General features: G+C 55.2%; 21 protein-coding genes. 13 read left to right on the top strand and 8 right to left on the bottom strand.

Annotation, left to right across the window (positions count from 1 at the left end):
• Positions 1-27: 27 nt before the first annotated feature.
• The 3 genes from GG681_RS13620 to GG681_RS13630 all read left to right on the top strand — a co-directional run bounded on the left by GG681_RS13620 (position 28) and on the right by GG681_RS13630 (position 2014).
• Positions 28-576, top strand: a complete 549-nt coding sequence (locus tag GG681_RS13620) for a VPLPA-CTERM sorting domain-containing protein (protein ID WP_153548575.1) — start codon at positions 28-30, stop codon at positions 574-576.
• Between the two features lie 121 nt (positions 577-697).
• Complete coding sequence (locus GG681_RS13625) at positions 698-1327, top strand: (d)CMP kinase (RefSeq protein WP_153548576.1); 630 nt, start codon at positions 698-700, stop codon at positions 1325-1327.
• Positions 1328-1423: 96 nt separating this feature from the next.
• Positions 1424-2014 carry a type III secretion system chaperone gene (locus GG681_RS13630; RefSeq protein WP_408057672.1) on the top strand — a complete coding sequence of 197 codons (591 nt, stop codon included), beginning with the start codon at positions 1424-1426 and terminating at the stop codon, positions 2012-2014.
• Here GG681_RS13630 and GG681_RS13635 read toward each other — a convergent pair.
• On the bottom strand, positions 2011-2415 hold the full coding sequence (locus tag GG681_RS13635; RefSeq protein WP_153548577.1) for a GNAT family N-acetyltransferase: 405 nt from the start codon (positions 2413-2415) through the stop codon (positions 2011-2013). The two genes, GG681_RS13630 and GG681_RS13635, sit on opposite strands and share 4 nt — an antisense overlap.
• Before the next feature lie 305 nt (positions 2416-2720).
• Here GG681_RS13635 and rpsA point away from each other — a divergent pair, with 305 nt between their 5' ends.
• From rpsA to trpB, 6 genes are all read left to right on the top strand, one after another.
• The gene (gene rpsA, locus GG681_RS13640; protein WP_328593388.1) at positions 2721-4523 is read left to right on the top strand and encodes a 30S ribosomal protein S1; all 1803 of its coding nucleotides are present in this window, start codon (positions 2721-2723) and stop codon (positions 4521-4523) included.
• A gap of 594 nt (positions 4524-5117) precedes the next feature.
• The gene (ihfB, locus tag GG681_RS13645; protein ID WP_153548579.1) at positions 5118-5402 is read left to right on the top strand and encodes an integration host factor subunit beta; all 285 of its coding nucleotides are present in this window, start codon (positions 5118-5120) and stop codon (positions 5400-5402) included.
• Positions 5403-5753: a lipopolysaccharide assembly protein LapA domain-containing protein gene (locus tag GG681_RS13650; RefSeq protein WP_153548580.1), complete on the top strand. Its 351-nt coding sequence runs from the start codon at positions 5403-5405 to the stop codon at positions 5751-5753.
• Between the two features lie 19 nt (positions 5754-5772).
• A complete protein-coding gene (locus tag GG681_RS13655) occupies positions 5773-6420 on the top strand; it encodes a phosphoribosylanthranilate isomerase (protein ID WP_153548581.1) in 648 nt (215 codons plus the stop codon).
• 46 nt (positions 6421-6466) lie between these two features.
• Entirely contained in the window at positions 6467-7132 is a 666-nt protein-coding gene (locus tag GG681_RS13660; protein ID WP_153548582.1) for a YdcF family protein, read from the top strand.
• Positions 7133-7257: 125 nt separating this feature from the next.
• Positions 7258-8514: a tryptophan synthase subunit beta gene (trpB, locus tag GG681_RS13665; protein ID WP_153548583.1), complete on the top strand. Its 1257-nt coding sequence runs from the start codon at positions 7258-7260 to the stop codon at positions 8512-8514.
• Between the two features lie 90 nt (positions 8515-8604).
• On the opposite strand, the gene GG681_RS13670 is transcribed toward trpB, so the two are convergent.
• The 4 genes from GG681_RS13670 to GG681_RS13685 all read right to left on the bottom strand — a co-directional run bounded on the left by GG681_RS13670 (position 8605) and on the right by GG681_RS13685 (position 10902).
• A complete protein-coding gene (locus GG681_RS13670) occupies positions 8605-8931 on the bottom strand; it encodes an antibiotic biosynthesis monooxygenase family protein (RefSeq protein ID WP_153548584.1) in 327 nt (108 codons plus the stop codon).
• Positions 8932-9066: 135 nt separating this feature from the next.
• Positions 9067-9447, bottom strand: coding sequence for a DUF2237 family protein (locus GG681_RS13675; RefSeq protein ID WP_153548585.1), 381 nt, complete (start codon positions 9445-9447; stop codon positions 9067-9069).
• Between the two features lie 49 nt (positions 9448-9496).
• A complete protein-coding gene (gene pth, locus GG681_RS13680; RefSeq protein WP_153548586.1) occupies positions 9497-10207 on the bottom strand; it encodes an aminoacyl-tRNA hydrolase in 711 nt (236 codons plus the stop codon).
• 125 nt (positions 10208-10332) lie between these two features.
• Positions 10333-10902, bottom strand: coding sequence for a carboxymuconolactone decarboxylase family protein (locus GG681_RS13685; protein ID WP_153548587.1), 570 nt, complete (start codon positions 10900-10902; stop codon positions 10333-10335).
• 151 nt (positions 10903-11053) lie between these two features.
• Here GG681_RS13685 and GG681_RS13690 point away from each other — a divergent pair, with 151 nt between their 5' ends.
• On the top strand, positions 11054-11668 hold the full coding sequence (locus GG681_RS13690) for a TetR/AcrR family transcriptional regulator (protein ID WP_153548588.1): 615 nt from the start codon (positions 11054-11056) through the stop codon (positions 11666-11668).
• On the opposite strand, the gene GG681_RS13695 is transcribed toward GG681_RS13690, so the two are convergent.
• Together GG681_RS13695 and GG681_RS13700 are read right to left on the bottom strand one after the other, a co-directional pair.
• The gene (locus tag GG681_RS13695; RefSeq protein WP_153548589.1) at positions 11663-12457 is read right to left on the bottom strand and encodes an alpha/beta fold hydrolase; all 795 of its coding nucleotides are present in this window, start codon (positions 12455-12457) and stop codon (positions 11663-11665) included. The two genes, GG681_RS13690 and GG681_RS13695, sit on opposite strands and share 6 nt — an antisense overlap.
• Positions 12458-12532: 75 nt before the next feature.
• Entirely contained in the window at positions 12533-13159 is a 627-nt protein-coding gene (locus GG681_RS13700) for a 50S ribosomal protein L25/general stress protein Ctc (RefSeq protein WP_153548590.1), read from the bottom strand.
• A 216-nt stretch (positions 13160-13375) separates the two neighbouring features.
• Here GG681_RS13700 and GG681_RS13705 point away from each other — a divergent pair, with 216 nt between their 5' ends.
• From GG681_RS13705 to GG681_RS13715, 3 genes are all read left to right on the top strand, one after another.
• Positions 13376-13810 carry a hypothetical protein gene (locus tag GG681_RS13705; RefSeq protein ID WP_214645144.1) on the top strand — a complete coding sequence of 145 codons (435 nt, stop codon included), beginning with the start codon at positions 13376-13378 and terminating at the stop codon, positions 13808-13810.
• A complete protein-coding gene (locus GG681_RS13710; RefSeq protein ID WP_153548591.1) occupies positions 13807-14505 on the top strand; it encodes an HTTM domain-containing protein in 699 nt (232 codons plus the stop codon). The genes GG681_RS13705 and GG681_RS13710 overlap by 4 nt, the downstream gene beginning before the upstream one ends.
• 65 nt (positions 14506-14570) lie before the next feature.
• Positions 14571-15740, top strand: coding sequence for an MFS transporter (locus GG681_RS13715; RefSeq protein ID WP_235899965.1), 1170 nt, complete (start codon positions 14571-14573; stop codon positions 15738-15740).
• Between the two features lie 22 nt (positions 15741-15762).
• Here the strand turns inward: GG681_RS13715 and GG681_RS13720 are convergent, their stop codons facing one another.
• Positions 15763-16932: an alpha-hydroxy acid oxidase gene (locus tag GG681_RS13720; RefSeq protein ID WP_153548592.1), complete on the bottom strand. Its 1170-nt coding sequence runs from the start codon at positions 16930-16932 to the stop codon at positions 15763-15765.
• Between the last annotated feature and the right edge of the window lie 65 nt (positions 16933-16997).

Consider the following 16997-nt stretch of genomic DNA (forward strand, 5'->3'; position numbering starts at 1 on the left):
CGTGCAAGCGTTAGTAGGTGTTGAACAATGATCAAACCAATTTTGGCAGCAACTTTGATCATGGCTGCTGCGACTGCTGCGCCAGCGGCTACATTTGTCTTTGATGCGGCTGGGGGCAATGGATCTGGCAGCCAGGCTGTTGATCAGCCCTCTGAATTCGCGCTGACCTTGTTGGGCGCAAACGGTGTTGTGGCCAATGGCGTGGCGGGTCGCACCACGTATACGGCCACCGCAGCAAGTGACCAGAGTTTTGATATCGCTTGGTCGTTCTTTACCTTTGATAGATTCGGCCCGGCGGCTGATCCGTTTGGATATTTTGTTGGCGCAACGAACACGCAGCTGTCTGATGGCAGTGGTACAGGATTTCAAAACGGAGAGTTCACACTCACCGTGACCGCAGGCGATGTTTTTGGGTTTTACATCGACTCTACCGATGATGTGAACGGCCCCGGTTTCGCCACCGTTGTTGGAACAGAAGTGCCGTCTGCAGCTGTACCTCTTCCGGCATCAGGCGGGCTTTTGATTGGCTCTTTGATTGGGCTTGGGCTTTACCGCCGCCGTGGACGTCGCGCGTAAAATCCTCTGATCCCTATTATTTCGAACATGAGGGGCCTGTGGGCCCTTTAATTTTGTGCTGTGCTTAGATCAGCATCTGTGTTGTTTTCTCCTGCATCAGGCTGTAGCCCATAAGAAATTCATGAACCGTGAGGGGTGTAGGGTGTTCTGCGTGGCAATTGATGGACCAGCAGCGGCTGGTAAGGGCACAATTTCTCGGGCTGTGGCAGCGCATTTTGGCTTTGCACATCTTGATACAGGGCTGTTGTACCGTGCCGTTGGTGCCAAAATGATGGCAGGTCACCAGCCAATTGCAGCCGCGCAAACCTTGCTGCCCGAGGAGCTGGAAGATCCGGCGTTGCGCGGCCCTGAGGTGGCGCAGGCCGCATCAAAGGTGGCGGTTATTGCTGAAGTGCGCGCAGCGCTTGTTGATTTCCAACGTGCTTTTGCCCGTCGTGCAGGTGGTGCGGTGTTGGATGGTCGCGACATCGGGACAGTGATTTGCCCCCGCGCAGAGGCAAAACTGTTTGTCACAGCAAGCGCCGAAGTGCGCGCCAAACGCCGTTTTCAGGAATTGGCGGCGAAAGGGCTCGCTGAATCACTCGAGGAAGTGCTGATGGATGTGAAAGCGCGTGATGAACGTGACATGAACCGTGCAGAAGCGCCGCTCAGGCCTGCCGATGACGCGGTTTTGATCGATACCAGCGAACTCGGGATCGAAGAGGCAATCGCTGCGGCATTGGCCGCAATTGAGCAGCGCCGCCTGTCATAACAGGGCGCGGCGCTGTTTCAAGCCGCTCACCAATCCGTGCATCGTCAAACCTTGTTTTGCCTCTTAGTCTGAATGGGCTCAAGAGGAGATAGCGCAATGATAAAGGCCCTTCCTGTCCCGTTTTACCGCTTGCTCGGAAGTATGAGCGTCCTATTGCTCCTGTTTTTTCCGATGTTCGTGAACGCGCAGGATGCGGGACCTCAACCTGAAAAAGACGCTGAGATCATTGCTGAACCCCCAATGACCTATGAGCGGCTGGGGCGGATCTTAGCGGCGCTCGATCCTGAGATGCAGCCTTCTGGACCAGCGTTTCGTCTGCGGATTGGTGAGGTTGAGCTTTTTGTGGTGACAGATGTATCGGCTGATCGTATGCGCGCAATGGTGCCCATTCGTCCGGCGGCGGATCTGTCTGCGGAAGAGTTGATGCGCATGATGCAGGCAAATTTCGATAGCGCCTTGGATGCGCGCTATGCGGTGGCAAATGGCACCCTGTGGGCCGCATTTATTCATCCGCTTTCGCCCCTTGAAAAAGACCAGTTGATTTCGGGAATCGGACAGGTGGTCAACGTCGCGCGCACCTATGGGACGCTCTACTCTGGCGGCGGTGCGCAATACGGCGGAGGGGACAGCAACAATCTGCAGCAACAGTTGATTGAAGAGCTGCTGAAAAAGGGTGAAGAAATCTAGAGCGGTTTTTCCAGCCGCAGATAGGCCACATCGCGTTTGAAAAACCGCGCGCCATCGCTGGTGAAACCAAAACGCAGATAAAATGGCAAAGCGGTCTCGCGGGCGTCACACCAAAACCGTGTGTGATTGCGCGCTTTGGCTTCTGCCAGAAGGTGGCGCAGCATTTGGCTGCCAAGACCTTGACCTTGATGATCCGGGTGGGTGGCGAATTTGCGCAACCGTATTGCAGCCTCATCGGGAAACAGCGAGGCAACACAGATCAGTTGCTCCGATCTGAAACCGCCAAAATGCAATGCCGCGGCATCGCCGGGCACCTGGCTCGCAGATATCGGATGCTTTGGCCATAACACCATTTGGCGCAGGGAGAGTGTGTCAGTAGCAGCAATGTCGCGGATCTGCATGAGCTCGTTATCCAAAATTATCGGCACGGGGGAATGAAAGAGCAGGACCTTAAGATCCACAAGCGATTCTCGCCCCGTGAGCAAGCGTGGCGCATGTTGCCAGAGGGGCAATGAAAAATACGCACAACGAGGTCAATGGCCGCGTTTTCCCCTTATTTTCTTAGGCGTTTTACGGCGCAGAACCCTGAGCAGCACTTGATCCAAGCGGGGAATAACCCTATAACGCCACTGTCTATAAAGATGCGGGAAACGCATGGACATTGGTTTGAGCAGGGTCGGGGCAACCTCCGGCCCTTTGTGCATATGTGTGTTTGGCATGCTCGTCGCCATGTTTGTGTTGCGCCAATCGGTGCCTTGCAACGAAAACGACCAACCCCAAGACCGGCGGAGACAACCGCTCGGCCAGAAAACATTTTAAAGGAAAACAACGCCAGATGGCTGATACAACCATGGAGGAATTCGAAGCCCTCCTGCAAGAAAGCTTCGAAATGGACACACCGGACGAGGGTTCGGTTGTCAAAGGTAAGGTTCTGGCAATCGAGGCCGGCCAAGCCATCATCGATGTAGGCTACAAAATGGAAGGCCGCGTCGATCTTAAAGAATTCGCAAATCCTGGCGAAGCACCTGAAATCGCTGTTGGCGATGAGGTCGAAGTCTACCTGCGCGCGGCTGAAAACGCCCGTGGCGAAGCAGTTATCTCCCGCGAGATGGCGCGCCGCGAAGAAGCATGGGATCGCCTGGAAAAAGCATACGCAGACGACGCACGTGTCGAAGGCGCGATCTTTGGCCGCGTCAAAGGTGGCTTTACCGTCGACCTCGGCGGCGCAGTTGCATTCCTGCCCGGCTCGCAAGTTGACGTACGCCCCGTACGTGACGCTGGCCCGCTGATGGGTCTGAAGCAGCCGTTCCAGATCCTGAAAATGGACCGTCGTCGTGGCAATATCGTTGTATCGCGCCGTGCGATCCTCGAAGAGTCCCGCGCCGAACAGCGTGCAGAAGTTATCGGCAAGCTGGCTGAAGGCGATGCGGTTGAAGGTGTTGTTAAAAACATCACCGAATACGGTGCATTCGTTGACCTCGGCGGCGTTGATGGCCTGCTGCACGTCACCGACATGGCATGGCGTCGTGTGAACCACCCGAACGAGATCCTGAACATCGGCGAAACCGTCAAAGTTCAAGTGATCAAGATCAACAAAGAAACCCACCGTATCTCCCTCGGCATGAAGCAGCTGCAGGACGATCCGTGGGATGTTGTTGCGGTTAAGTACCCGCTGAGCTCGGTCCACAAAGGCCGCGTGACCAACATCACCGATTACGGTGCATTTGTTGAGCTGGAAGCTGGTGTTGAAGGTCTGGTCCACGTCTCCGAGATGTCCTGGACCAAGAAGAACGTACACCCGGGCAAAATCGTCTCCACTTCGCAAGAAGTCGACGTTATGGTTCTGGAAATCGACGGTGCCAAGCGCCGCGTTTCCCTGGGCCTCAAGCAGACCCAGCGCAACCCATGGGAAGTCTTTGCTGAGACCCACCCTGAGGGCACCCCGGTCGAAGGCGAAGTCAAGAACATCACCGAATTCGGTCTGTTCATCGGTCTCGAAGGCGACATCGACGGCATGGTTCACCTCTCCGACCTGTCTTGGGACGAGCGTGGCGAAGACGCGATCCAGAACTACCGCAAAGGCGACATGGTTTCGGCCGTTGTTTCCGAAGTGGACGTTGAAAAAGAGCGTATCTCGCTCTCGATCAAAGCACTGGGTGGCGACAAATTCGCAGATGCGGTTGGCGGCGTGAAGCGCGGCTCTATCGTAACTGTTGAAGTGACCGCGATCGAAGACGGCGGTGTTGAAGTGGAATATGAAGGCATGAAATCCTTCATCCGCCGCTCTGACCTGTCCCGTGACCGTGCAGACCAGCGTCCTGAGCGTTTCAACGTGGGCGACAAAGTCGACGTACGCATCACCAACATCGACGCAAAAACCCGTCGTCTGGGCCTGTCGATCAAAGCACGCGAAATCGCAGAAGAAAAAGAAGCTGTCGAACAGTATGGCTCCTCCGATTCTGGCGCGTCGCTCGGCGACATCCTGGGCGCGGCTCTGAACAACGACTAAGTTCAGCCCGTCTTTGGACCAATAAGAAGCCCCGCAAGTGCAAACTTGCGGGGCTTTTTTGTGTTGTCCCTATCTTAGGGGCAGAGTTTTTCGAGTAGCTCAATACCATCCCCAGTGGATGAAATGAGACAAGCCTCTTCTCATTCGTGATAGAAGATGAAGCTCGCGCCTCCAAATTTCACCAAAGAGTGGATGATCGCCTGGGAGACTGTACCAAAGTGTTTGGAAATCTCTTCTGAGCCCAAACGTGTTGATCCACTCGCGTACGGAGCCAGTACGAAGATGCGACCCGCCAATTCCTGATTTCCCAAGCAAACCCATGGGGCATGGGCAATAAAAACGCACGATTAGAGCGCGAATGAAGGTCTTAACCTTTCCGAATCAAACCGGCTGAAAACGCGCATTTTGCCGATGTGCCTAATTTTTAGGCGATTCTAACCGGTGATTGAGTGCTCCAGATAGTGCATTTGGCTATATTCACAGGGATTTTCTGCCGAGAGCCAAGCCTAACTATTCCCGGATAAAGGTTTTTTTCTTATAGTCGAACAAAAGGTAACGAACCAAGTAACTGGTTTGGGAGGAACAGGGGCGCCAATGATTCGTTCAGAGCTTATCCAGAAGATTGCAGACGAGAACCCACATCTGTATCAGCGAGATGTAGAGCGGATCGTTAATACGGTGTTTGACGAAGTTACCGAGGCTATGGCACGCGGTGACCGGGTTGAACTGCGCGGCTTTGGCGCTTTTTCGGTGAAAAAGCGTGACGCACGGGTAGGACGTAACCCACGCACCGGAGAGACGGTTGAAGTGGAAGAAAAACACGTTCCCTTTTTCAAGACCGGTAAGCTCTTGCGGGATCGTTTAAACGGAAAAGAATAGATGCGCTATATACGTTATGCAGTTCTCGCCAGCCTTGCTATTGTGCTGGCGTCAATCGCCGTTGCCAACCGCAGCAGCGTAGAACTGAAGCTGATGCCGGATGCTTTTGCTGAGCTGGCGGGCTTTAACCTTGGGATCTCCCTGCCATTGTTTGTTGTGGTGCTGGGCGGCGTTGGTGCTGGTTTGCTGGTTGGCTTCTTTGCGGAATACCTGCGTGAGGGCAAACACCGCCGCGAAGTTGGTCAGAAAAATCGCGAAGTGCGCAAGCTCTCGCGTGAGGTCAACAAGCTGAAGCGTCAGAAAAACGAAGGCAAAGACGAAGTGCTTGCCCTGCTGGAAGACGCTAGCTGAGGCCAGAAACTGACACGTCATGACTGAGATCAGAACCAAAATCTGCGGCTTGAAAACGCCGCAGGATATCGCGGCCTGCGCCGACGCGGGGGCAGCCTACATTGGCTTTAACTTCTTTCCCAAATCACCGCGTTCAGTGACGATTGCTGAAGCGTCCAAGCTTGCAGGCGATACACCGGTTGGTCTGTGTAAAGTTGCGCTGGTGGTGGATATGCCGGACGATGAGCTGGATGCGATTGTTGCAGGCGTCCCGCTAGATATGCTGCAACTTCATGGCAGCGAAAGCCCCGAACGTGTTTTGGAACTAAAAGCGCGGCACGGTCTGCCGGTGATGAAGGTCATTGGGATTTCAGAGCCTGCCGACATTGCACGTATCGAAGCTTATGAGCAGGTTGCGGACCAGCTCCTAGTAGACGCCAAAGCCCCAAAAGATGCGGTGCTGCCGGGCGGAAACGGTATCGCCTTTGATTGGCGCATTCTGGCGCAGAAGAAATATTGGCAGTGCCCTTGGATGCTGGCGGGCGGTCTCAACCCTGAAAACGTGGCTGAGGCCATTCGCAGAACCGGGGCGCGTCAGGTTGATGTGGCCTCAGGTGTCGAAAGCGCCGCTGGGGTGAAAGATCCCGAACTTATTGCGTCATTTATAAGATCTGCACAACGCGCCTGATTCCGTGCGATTGTTGGGCCTATGACATGGTGGAGCAATCAAAGCTATGAGTTTGCCACGTCAGCCAACTGCGATCTCTGATCTATCACCAGATCTAAGAGAGGCGGCGCGAGAGCTTTGGGATTTTCATTGTGTTTATGATGATCTCGCGCCTGCGGATGCGATTGTCTGCTTGGGCTCTTATGATCTTAGGGTCGCTGATCGTGGTGCAGCGCTTTTTGCAGGTGGGGTCGCTGCGCAGTTTTTATGCACTGGCGCTGCGGGGAATTGGACGCATCAGCTTTATCCTGGATCAGAAGCACAAGCCTTTGCTGAACGTGCGCGGGCATTGGGCGTTCCGGCCTCCGCAATTTTATTGGAGGAAGACGCGCGTAATATCGGCGAAAACATACGCTTTGCGGCTCAGTTGCTCACAGACGCAAAACGGGTTGTTTTTGTTACCAAGCCACAAACCCAAAGGCGGTGCCAGGCCACCGTGTTAAAGCAATGGCCGGATATTGAGGTCGCTGTGACTGCCCCTCTTGTTGGACTGTCAGAACAGCCGCTTGAGCACCATGATTTCTCAGCAGTGCTGAGCGAGATGGTTGGAGATCTAGCGCGCATGCATTTGTACGAGAAGCTCGGGTATCAAGCCCCGGTCTGCGTTCCAAAAGCTGTGCAAGACGCGTTTGAGGTGCTGCTGAGCGCAGGGTTTGATGCTCATATGCCTTAAACTTGCGGATCATGCACCCAATGAAGGTCCTGACTGGCGCTTCAAAGCACAAAAATTTGCGAAAACAGGTTTCCCCCTTTGGTGATGCACACTAGAACCACTGAGGTACGACGATGGAGAGACCTATGGCCGACGATCTAGTCAACAGCTTCATGAACGGGCCCGATGAAAAGGGCCGTTTTGGGATCTTTGGCGGGCGTTTCGTGAGCGAGACCCTGATGCCGCTGATCCTCAGCTTGGAAGAAGAATATAATAAGGCCAAGGATGATCCCAGCTTTTGGGCGCAGATGGATGATCTGTGGAAACACTATGTTGGCCGTCCGAGCCCGCTTTATTTTGCGGAGCGTCTGACCGAAGACCTTGGTGGGGCCAAGGTCTATATGAAGCGCGACGAGTTGAACCACACTGGCGCACATAAGGTCAACAATGTGCTGGGCCAGATCCTGCTGGCGCGCCGCATGGGCAAAACCCGCATTATTGCCGAAACCGGTGCGGGCCAGCACGGGGTTGCTACAGCCACGGTTTGCGCCAAGTTTGGTCTGAAATGTGTGATCTATATGGGCGCGCACGATGTGCAGCGTCAGGCACCGAATGTGTTCCGTATGCGTCTGCTGGGTGCCGAAGTCATTCCGGTGACCTCTGGCCGTGGCACGCTGAAAGATGCGATGAACGATGCGCTGCGCGACTGGGTCACCAACGTTCATGACACATTCTATTGCATCGGCACTGTTGCAGGCCCGCATCCGTATCCTGCGATGGTACGTGATTTCCAGGCCATCATCGGCAAAGAAGTGCGCTGGCAGCTGCCCGAACAGGAAGGCGAAGGCCGCCTGCCTGATACAGTGATTGCAGCGATCGGTGGTGGCTCCAATGCGATGGGCCTGTTCTATCCATTCCTGGATGAGCCTTCGGTCAATATCATTGGGGTTGAAGCTGGCGGCAAAGGCGTCGACGAAAAAATGCAGCATTGCGCGTCGCTCACCGGGGGGCGTCCGGGCGTGTTGCACGGCAACCGGACATATCTTTTGCAAGATGACGACGGCCAGATCATGGAGGGTTTCTCCATCTCTGCGGGTCTGGATTATCCTGGCATCGGCCCAGAGCATGCCTGGCTGCATGAAACCGGCCGCGCAAACTATGTATCCGTCACCGACAAAGAAGCGCTTGAGGCTTTCCAGGTCTGCTGCGCGGCGGAAGGTATCATTCCCGCGCTTGAGCCGAGCCACGCGCTGGCGCATGTGCTGAAACTGGCACCGACCCTGCCCAAAGAGCATATCATTGTGATGAATATGTGCGGTCGCGGTGACAAGGACATCTTTACCGTGGCGCGTCACCTCGGCTTTGACATGTCTGACACCGAGGGCCGCGACCTCGACGAATAAGTGAGCGTTACGTTAGCACAATAAGAAAAGCGGCTCATTGAGCCGCTTTTCTGTGTTTTTGGGACTGCAGATATGTTTGGTATCCGTCTGTTAGGACTGGCTCTCAAACAGGATGGTCTCAAACCCTTCAAACTGCGGTGGCTCCATAAACGGGCTTTCACCTTCGCGCTTGCCTGCGTTACGGTGCGCGGCACGGAATTGCTCCGATTTGGTCCAGGCTTTGAAATCTTCCTCTTTGTCCCAGATCACATGGCTCGAATAGAGCTGAAAACCCTCGCCCTTGGGGCCTTTGAGCAGGCGGAATTCCTGAAAGCCTTGCAGCTCTGACAGGCGGCTTTCACGCTCTCTCCACATGGTTTCAAAGGCCTCTTCATGCCCGTCGCGGATTTTGAAGCGGTTCATTGCGATATAGCTCATGGCGGGTCTCACTTTTATGGCTGTTGCAATTGTGGCTGGCTTGCTCGTCTGAGGCTGCGGGCGGTTGTGGGGTATATTCTCACCCGTGCAAGGCGGGTCAAGTCTCAGATCGGTACTGGGCGTTTTTGCCGCCGTTCAGTCGCTTTGCGTCACCGCGTGGGCCTGAAGGACCGTAAGCGGTACGATCTCGAGCGCGCGTTTATGCGTGGCTGTCAGGTCTACTTTGGGTGCGCAGCCTTCATCCGCCGCCTGTAAAAACCGCGCCGCGCACAGACACCAGTGGTCCCCGGGTTTGAGCCCGGCAAAGTGGTACTGTGGGCGCGGTGTCGACAGATCATTGCCTACGTATTTGGAATAGGCGAGGAATTCTTCCGTCATTACAGCACAGACAGTGTGGCTCCCGTGGTCGGTATCACAGGTGTTGCAGTAGCCATCGCGAAAAAACCCGGTGACGGGTGTCATTGAACATGGAGACAATGCGCCTCCAAGCACGTTGAGACTTTGATCTATTTTCATAGGGTCAGTGTAGTGCGAGCCATGCCACAAAGGCAAAACTCTTTATGGTTTAGCGAAACTTGTCGAGCAACCTATCCATCGGCGAGCGGGTGTCTTCCTGTGGTTTTTCAGCGGGTGATGCCCCAGCAGTTGGTTTATCTGCGGGCTTTGCCTTGGCTGCGTTTTTGCCATTTGTCCCCGTTGAGCTGCGCGGTGGTGCGACCCGCAAAGCAACCGCATTCATGAACTTGCCGCCGTCTCCCTTGGCAAGCTCTGCGGCGCCGTCTGAGATGCCGCGCATCAGATCATCAAGCCAGTCTTCATCTGCTTTGGGGAAATCGCGCAGCACATAGCCTGAGACCGCATCTTTATGGCCCGGATGGCCAATGCCCAGACGTACGCGCGCGTAGTCCGCGCCGATATGTGCATGGATGGAACGCAACCCGTTGTGACCGGCGTGGCCGCCCCCCTGTTTCATGCGGCATTTGCCCGGCGCAAGATCAAGCTCATCATGCAGTACCACCACATCAGCAGGCGTGAGTTTGTAAAACCGCATTGCCTCACCAACAGATTGCCCAGAGTTGTTCATGAACGTCTGTGGTTTCAGCATCAGTACTTTGGTGCCCGCAAGATTGCCCTCGCTGAGTTCCGCCTGAAACTTGCCTTTCCAAGGGGTGAACCCGTGATCGCTGGCAATCTGGTCCAATGCCATAAAGCCGATATTGTGGCGGTTGCGGGCGTATTTCCCACCGGGGTTTCCGAGTCCAACAAAGAGTTTCATGGCCTAGACCTCATGCTTGCCTTGCTGGTTCATGCCTGTATTTTTGCGGGAAATCCAGTGCCTGCACATAGGAAACGGGAGCCAGTCGCGGGCTCCCGTCAGGTATTGGTCAAAAGAGGCGGGTCTTATTCAGCCGCGACTTTCTCAGCGCGGCTCCAGGCAAATGGGGCAAACTGCGCATCAGACGTCGTCTTGGCGATGTGGTTTGTGTAGTTGGTGATGACTTTCTGGGCGAGGCCATTGATCACTTCCAGCGCATGCTTTTCGCTGTAGCCTGCCGCATAGAACGCATCGGTGTCTTCTTTGGCGACATTGCCGCGCTTTTCAACCATTGCCATCACAAAGCGACGCAGGCTTTCCAGCTTATCATCGCCAAGTGCAGTTTCATTGCGCAGCGCATCGGTGATTGCATCATCCACGTTCATCGATTTGGCAATCGCAGTATGTGCAGGCACACAATAGGTGCACTCGTGCATCACGTTGATGGTTTGCCAAACCACGGTTTTCTCTTCGGCGGTAAAGCTGGTGGCAACAAAGGACGTATGCGCCTGAATGTATGTGCTAAGCAACTCTGGTGAGCCTGCCAGAACTTTCATCAGCTCGGGAAGAAAACCATATTCCGCTTCAACTGCTTTCAGGATCTCTTTGGATCCTTCAGGCGCGGTTTCAGCAGTGTATGTGGTGAATTCGGTCATGGGTTTGTCCTTTTCCATCGAAGGCTGGGAAATTTATTTGAGCAGAGACTACGATTGTTGAGCGATTGCTCAATATCATTGTTGAGTGATCACTCAACTGTGAGCAGCTGCGCGGCTTGGCGAAATAGAAAAGGGCGGATTATACTGGGCCATGGCACAACGACACGACCGTCAAAAAGCGCTAGAGAGCGCATTGCGTATCTTTTGGGAAAAGGGGTTTCATGGAACCTCGCTCAAAGATCTTGAACAGGGCCTCGGCATGCATCCGGGCTCGATCTATGCCGCCTTTGGCTCCAAATCCGGGCTTTATTGTGCCGCTTTGACCCATTACGCGGATCAATTTTCAACGGAACTCCAACACCAACTGGACGAGTGTGAAAATGCACTCGTGGTTTTGGCGTCACTTGTGGAAAACCATCATCCGGTTGCGGTAAATTCAGGCGCGCTGGCTGGGTGTTTTCTCAATAAATCGATAATGGAATCCGGGATCGAAAGCCCAGACATCAAAGCAACCCAGCAAGCGTTGATGGAGCAGGCAGAGCAGCGTTTTGCCGGGGTGTTTGAGCTTGCGCAGCGGCAAGGCCATCTCTCGCAGCAGGCGGATTGCATTTCGCTTGCACGTGATGTGCAGGCGGCTTTGGCGGGAATTGCTGTGTTTTCGGTCCGGGATGAACGTAAATCCGTTGCCGCAGATATGATCGCGCGTCTGGCCGTGCGTATACAGGGGCTTTCAGAGAGCCAGCGGATCGAGATGTCGCTCCTATAGTGCAGTGACCTTGGGCAAAACCTGTTCCAATGCTGCAAAAAACGCATCCTTTGCATGGCGTTCCTGCCAAGGCTTGTGGCCACAGCGCGGCAGCAGCCGGAAATCGACCTGCGAAATCGCATTGCATAGGTCGCGTTTTAAAGCCTGCGCGGGGTGGGGGTCGTCTGCACCGTGCAGGGCAAGAACCGGGCAGGTAATTCTTGCGGTGCACTCCAGCAATGCCCCGCTTTCACGCAATGCGCGCGCTTCAGTCCAAACTTTTTGGTGGATCTCATTATCATAGTGAACAACTGCGCTGGGGCTCTCGTCGCGTGCGTAGCTATCTGCGATATCGTATATGTCCAGAAACCGCGCCAGCGCGGCAGGCTGGTGAAGCTGTGACTGCACCTCATCCAGCTCGCGCTGCAGGTCCGCCGATAAGCGTGCTCTGCGGGTTGGGGCAATGGTTTTGGCAGCTTTGGCATCCAAAGGGCCAGCGCCAACCAGTACCAGATTTGAAACGGCGTCAGGATGTGTTGCAGCACATAACATGGCAAGCCACGCGCCCCAGGACCATCCAACCAAACAAAGTGGAGCACCACCGTTCTGGATGATCAGGCTGTGAAGTTCGCCAATTTGGCCCGTGATGCTTGATTGCTGCTGATAAGGCTCCAGAACGCCATAACCGCGCGCAGCGAGTGCCTTCGCCAAGGGCGCGACCTCTCCTGCACCGCCGGGACCACCGTGCAAAACAGCGATCCGCGCGGGGGTGGTGCCATGGGAAATCGTATGAGGGGCTGGAAAACGCATAGGGCAGTCATAGCATAAGACGAAAAAAAGGGCCCCAAAAGGAGCCCTTTCCAATAAACCACGCTTGGCGAGGTTTTATTCTTCTGCAGCGGCTTCTTCGCCTTCTGCTTCGTCGTCGCCACCTGCAGCCAGACCAGAAGGTGCAGCCAGGTTCGCAACAACAAAGTCACGGTCGATGGTTGGTTTTGCGCCAGCAGGCAGATCAACTTCAGAGATGTGGATCACATCACCGATGTTTTTGCCGGTCAGGTCTACAACCAGTTTCTCAGGGATTTCGCCAGCTGTCACAACCAGTTCCACTTCGGAACGTACAACAGTCAGAACGCCACCTTTTTTGATGCCAGGTGCTGCTTCTTCGTTCACGAATTCAACCGGGATGAACAGGTTGATTTTCGAGTTGCGGCGCAGGCGCATCAGGTCAAAGTGGGTTGGCAGGTCTTTGACAACGTCACGCTGAACGTCGCGGCAGATAACGCGAACGTCGTCTTGGCCTTCAACTTTCAGGTTCCACAGAGTGGATTTGAACTTGCCAGCTTTCAGCTTTTTCAGCAGTTCGTTGAACGGGATCTGGACTGCCAGCGGATCAACATCACCACCGTAAACCACACCCGGAACCATGCCAGCACGACGTGCTGCGCGAGCGGCGCCCTTGCCTGTCCCCGCACGTGCCTGGGCGACGAGATCTGGAATCTCATTTGCCATCTTAATTCTCCATACATAAGGGCAGGGTGCCTCCAAGGCTGTCACCCCGCGTGAAGCTCGCCGCATACACCAGATTCTACGTTTTGGAAAGGCCCCGTTGCAAAACACCCTGCATCAGCGTGCGCTTGGGGAACACTCTGTTAAATGGACTGGTTTAAATTGGCCCATACGCTGTGATTGGCGTGTCTTGTGAGCATTTCCCAAAAGGATTTCCCTGTGCTGACATCTTTGTTGCGCGTGATATCGCTTCTGCTGCCTGCGCTGATTCCCTCATGGCGGTTTTTCAAATCCGTCGCGCCCTCGCCCCGGGTAGAATATCGGGTGATTGGTGGACCTGATGCGCGGGATTGGCAAGAAGATCGCCCAAGACCTGCCAGCATTCCAGCCAGCACGGTGCTGCGGCGGATGGTGTGGAACCCCCAGTGGAATGAGCAGCTGTTTCTGGTGTCTTGCGCTGAACGGATGATTGAAGAGCCGAGCCAGCACAGCCTGGATGAGCTTTTGACCCGTGTTGCCCGCGTTCTTGATGCGCGTGAAGGGTTATTGCAGATCCGGCTGGTGTTCATTGCGCGCGAAGGTGATGCGCTGGTTAAAACGGTCGAATACGAAAGCGAAACAGTGCCGCTCTCAACGCTCAAAGGTGGCGCATGAGTTTTGAATTTACCCTCCGCCTGATGGAAGTGATGCTGGGGCTTGCGATTGCGCAGCAGAGCCTGGAACACATCATCCCCGATCATTTGAATGTGCGGCATCGGATGATCTTTGTCCTGCGCTTGGCGCTTGCTCTTGCTTTGACGGCAGGCTTTGGCGCGCCGTGGGCTATTTATGGGTTATGGGTCGTGGCCTTGTGGATGTTGCATAGGTTTCAGGGCCCTTATAATGGTGGCAGCGATAAGATGACCCTGCTGATCCTGAGCTGCCTGTGTCTGGTGGAACTGGCCCCTGATCGATTCTGGCAGGAAATGGCGCTCTCCTATCTCGCTGTGCAGCTGGTGCTGTCTTATTTCGTGTCAGGCTGGGTCAAAGTGTGTAACCCGATCTGGCGCTCGGGGTCTGCGCTCAACGATGTCTTTCGGTATTCGGCTTATCCGGTCAGCGAAGGTCTGCGGGCTTGGGCGGATCGGCCATGCGTGTTGTGGGCGCTCGGATGGGCTGTGATCATTCTAGAGCTGATCTTTCCACTGGCGCTTTTGGATCCCTTGCTTTTGAAGCTTGCGCTGTTTTGCACCGCAGCGTTCCATTTCTCCAACGCATGTTTCTTTGGCCTCAACCGATTTTTCTGGATCTGGATTTGCGCCTATCCCGCATTGATCTGGTTTCAGGGGCGGGTGGTTACGGGATTTTGAATTTTTTGCCGGTTCATACCGCATTTCGCTAGCCCCACCGGGGTTACTCCTGTTACCGCTCGCATATGAGACTTTTGACCGATATTCGTGCCAGTGCTGCACCGGCCCGCGCGTTTCTGGCGATGGGCATGCTGTGGGGCATCTTTGGTGCCTATGTTCCTGCGATCAAGGCCCAGGTGGGGCTTGGGGATGCGTCTTTTGGCACGGCCCTGTTTCTGGGCGCGTTTGGTGGTGTGGTGTCCATGTGGCTGGGGCCGCGTGTGGACCGCGCATTGGGGCAGTGGGCCATGACCGTTGGCGCCGCCTTGATGGCGCTTGCATTTACCTTGCCCGGGCAGGTCACTGGCTGGTGGCCCTTTGCGCTTGCGATGGTGCTTTGCATGGGCGCGACCGGTGTTTTGGATGTGATCATGAATGCGCGCGTCAGTCAGATTGAGGCTGCAACAGGCCGATCCCTGATGAACCTCAATCATGCGGTTTTTTCGTTTGCTTATGCGGCTGGCGCGATCTCTGCGGGCCTCGCGCGCGGACAAGGCGTGGCCGCGTTTCAGTGTTTTTTTGCCGCGTCAGTCTTGGTGTTGGCGCTCTGTGCTGGAATGCGTCACCAACCTGAAAACAGCTCGTCCACTGGTCAAGACAGCGGCGACAGCCCACTGCCGCATGTCCTGTTGATCCTGGCGGGGATGATTACGCTCTTTGCCTTTATGTCGGAACAGGCCGTCGACAATTGGTCCGCACTGCATCTGGAACGTATGTTTGACGTGCGGGCCCATGAAAGCGCGCTTGGGCCTGCCATTTTGGGGCTGACTATGGGGATTGGCCGATTGTCTGGCCAGATTGTGCTGCAGGGCTGGTCAGAAGGGCGTGTGCTGCGCCTTGCCGGTGCCCTGTCGGCCTTTGGGTTGGTGCTGGGCGTCTGGGCGCAACTGTTGTGGATGTCTTACCTTGGATTTGCGCTCTTTGGGCTGGGGGTATCCGTGGTTGGGCCAATGGCGCTGGCATGGGTTGGGAAAACAGTGCCCGGGCATCAACGCGCCATTGCGATTTCACGTGTGGTGATGATTGCCTATGCGGGCTTCTTTTTGGGGCCGCCGGTTCTGGGCATGTTATCCGAAGTCTTTGGCCTTGCGGTTGCCTTTACGCTGGTGGCGCTGGCCTTGTTGTCAATCCCGCTGATCTTGGTGCCTATGTTGCGTCGTCTGGCGCAGGGCGATCAGGAAGCCGCAACAGTTTGAAGCTTCCTGATCAGATCTGGGTTTAATGCTCTTGCCAGCGGCCGCCGAAGTCTTCGGGGATCAGTAGGTTGTGGCGGCCCAGATCGGCCACACCTTTTTCACCACAAAGCGCCATCGTGGTGTCGAGCTCCTTGTGAAGCACCTCCAGCGCGCGGGTTACGCCTGCTTGCCCCATAGCGCCAAGCCCATAAACAAAGGCCCGTCCAATCATCACACCACTGGCACTAAGGGCGAGTGATTTCAAAATATCCTGGCCGGATCGAATGCCGCTATCCAGATGCACTTCAATATCATTGCCAACCGCATCCATAATCGCAGGTAACATCCGGATCGAAGACAGCGCCCCATCCAGCTGGCGTCCACCGTGATTGGATACCACAATGGCATCTGCCCCCAGTTTGGCGGCCATTTTGGCATCTTCGGCGTCAAGAATACCCTTCAGGATCACCTTGCCGCCCCACATTTCCATCAGTCGCGCAACCTTGCCCCAATCAAGCGAGGGGTCAAATTGTTCCGCGGTCCACGCACCGAGGGAGGATGCATCCGAGATCCCCTCAACATGGCCCACGATATTGCCGAACTCGCGCCGTTTTGCGCCAAGCATTTCGATGCCCCAACGCCATTTTGTCATCAGATTGGCGACGGTTTTTGGCGTGAGTTTTGGTGGGGCAGAGAGGCCGTTTTTCAGATCCTTATGCCGCTGTCCAAGGATCTGAAGATCCAGCGTGATCACCAATGCTGAGCAGCCCGCGTCTTTGGCCCGCTGAATGAGGCGCGCGGTATAGTCCATGTCTTTCATGGTGTAGAGCTGAAACCAGAAGGGCTTCTGGGTTGCCTCTGCCACATCCTCGATCGAGTTGATCGACATGGTCGAGAGCGTAAATGGTACACCAAATTCTTCGGCAGCACGCGCGGCTTTGATCTCACCATCGGCGTGTTGCATGCCGGTCAGGCCAACGGGCGCCAACGCCACCGGCATCGCCACATCCTGGCCAATCATCTGGCTTGCGGTTGAGCGCCCGGCCATATCCACCGCAACCCGCTGGCGCAGGCGGATCAGATCAAAATCGGAGCTGTTTTCGCGAAAGGTCTGCTCGCTCCAACTGCCGCTTTCAGCGTAGTCAAAAAACATCCGCGGCACCCGACGTTCATAAATGCGTTTGAGGTCGTCGATATTGGTGATTACGGGCATAATAGGGTCTTTCAATTGTATTGGTAAGAAATTCGTACCAATCTGGATCCGCGCATGCAATAAGA

Origin of the sequence: Tritonibacter aquimaris (genome assembly GCF_009617595.1) — a bacterium.
GTDB lineage: Bacteria > Pseudomonadota > Alphaproteobacteria > Rhodobacterales > Rhodobacteraceae > Epibacterium > Epibacterium aquimaris.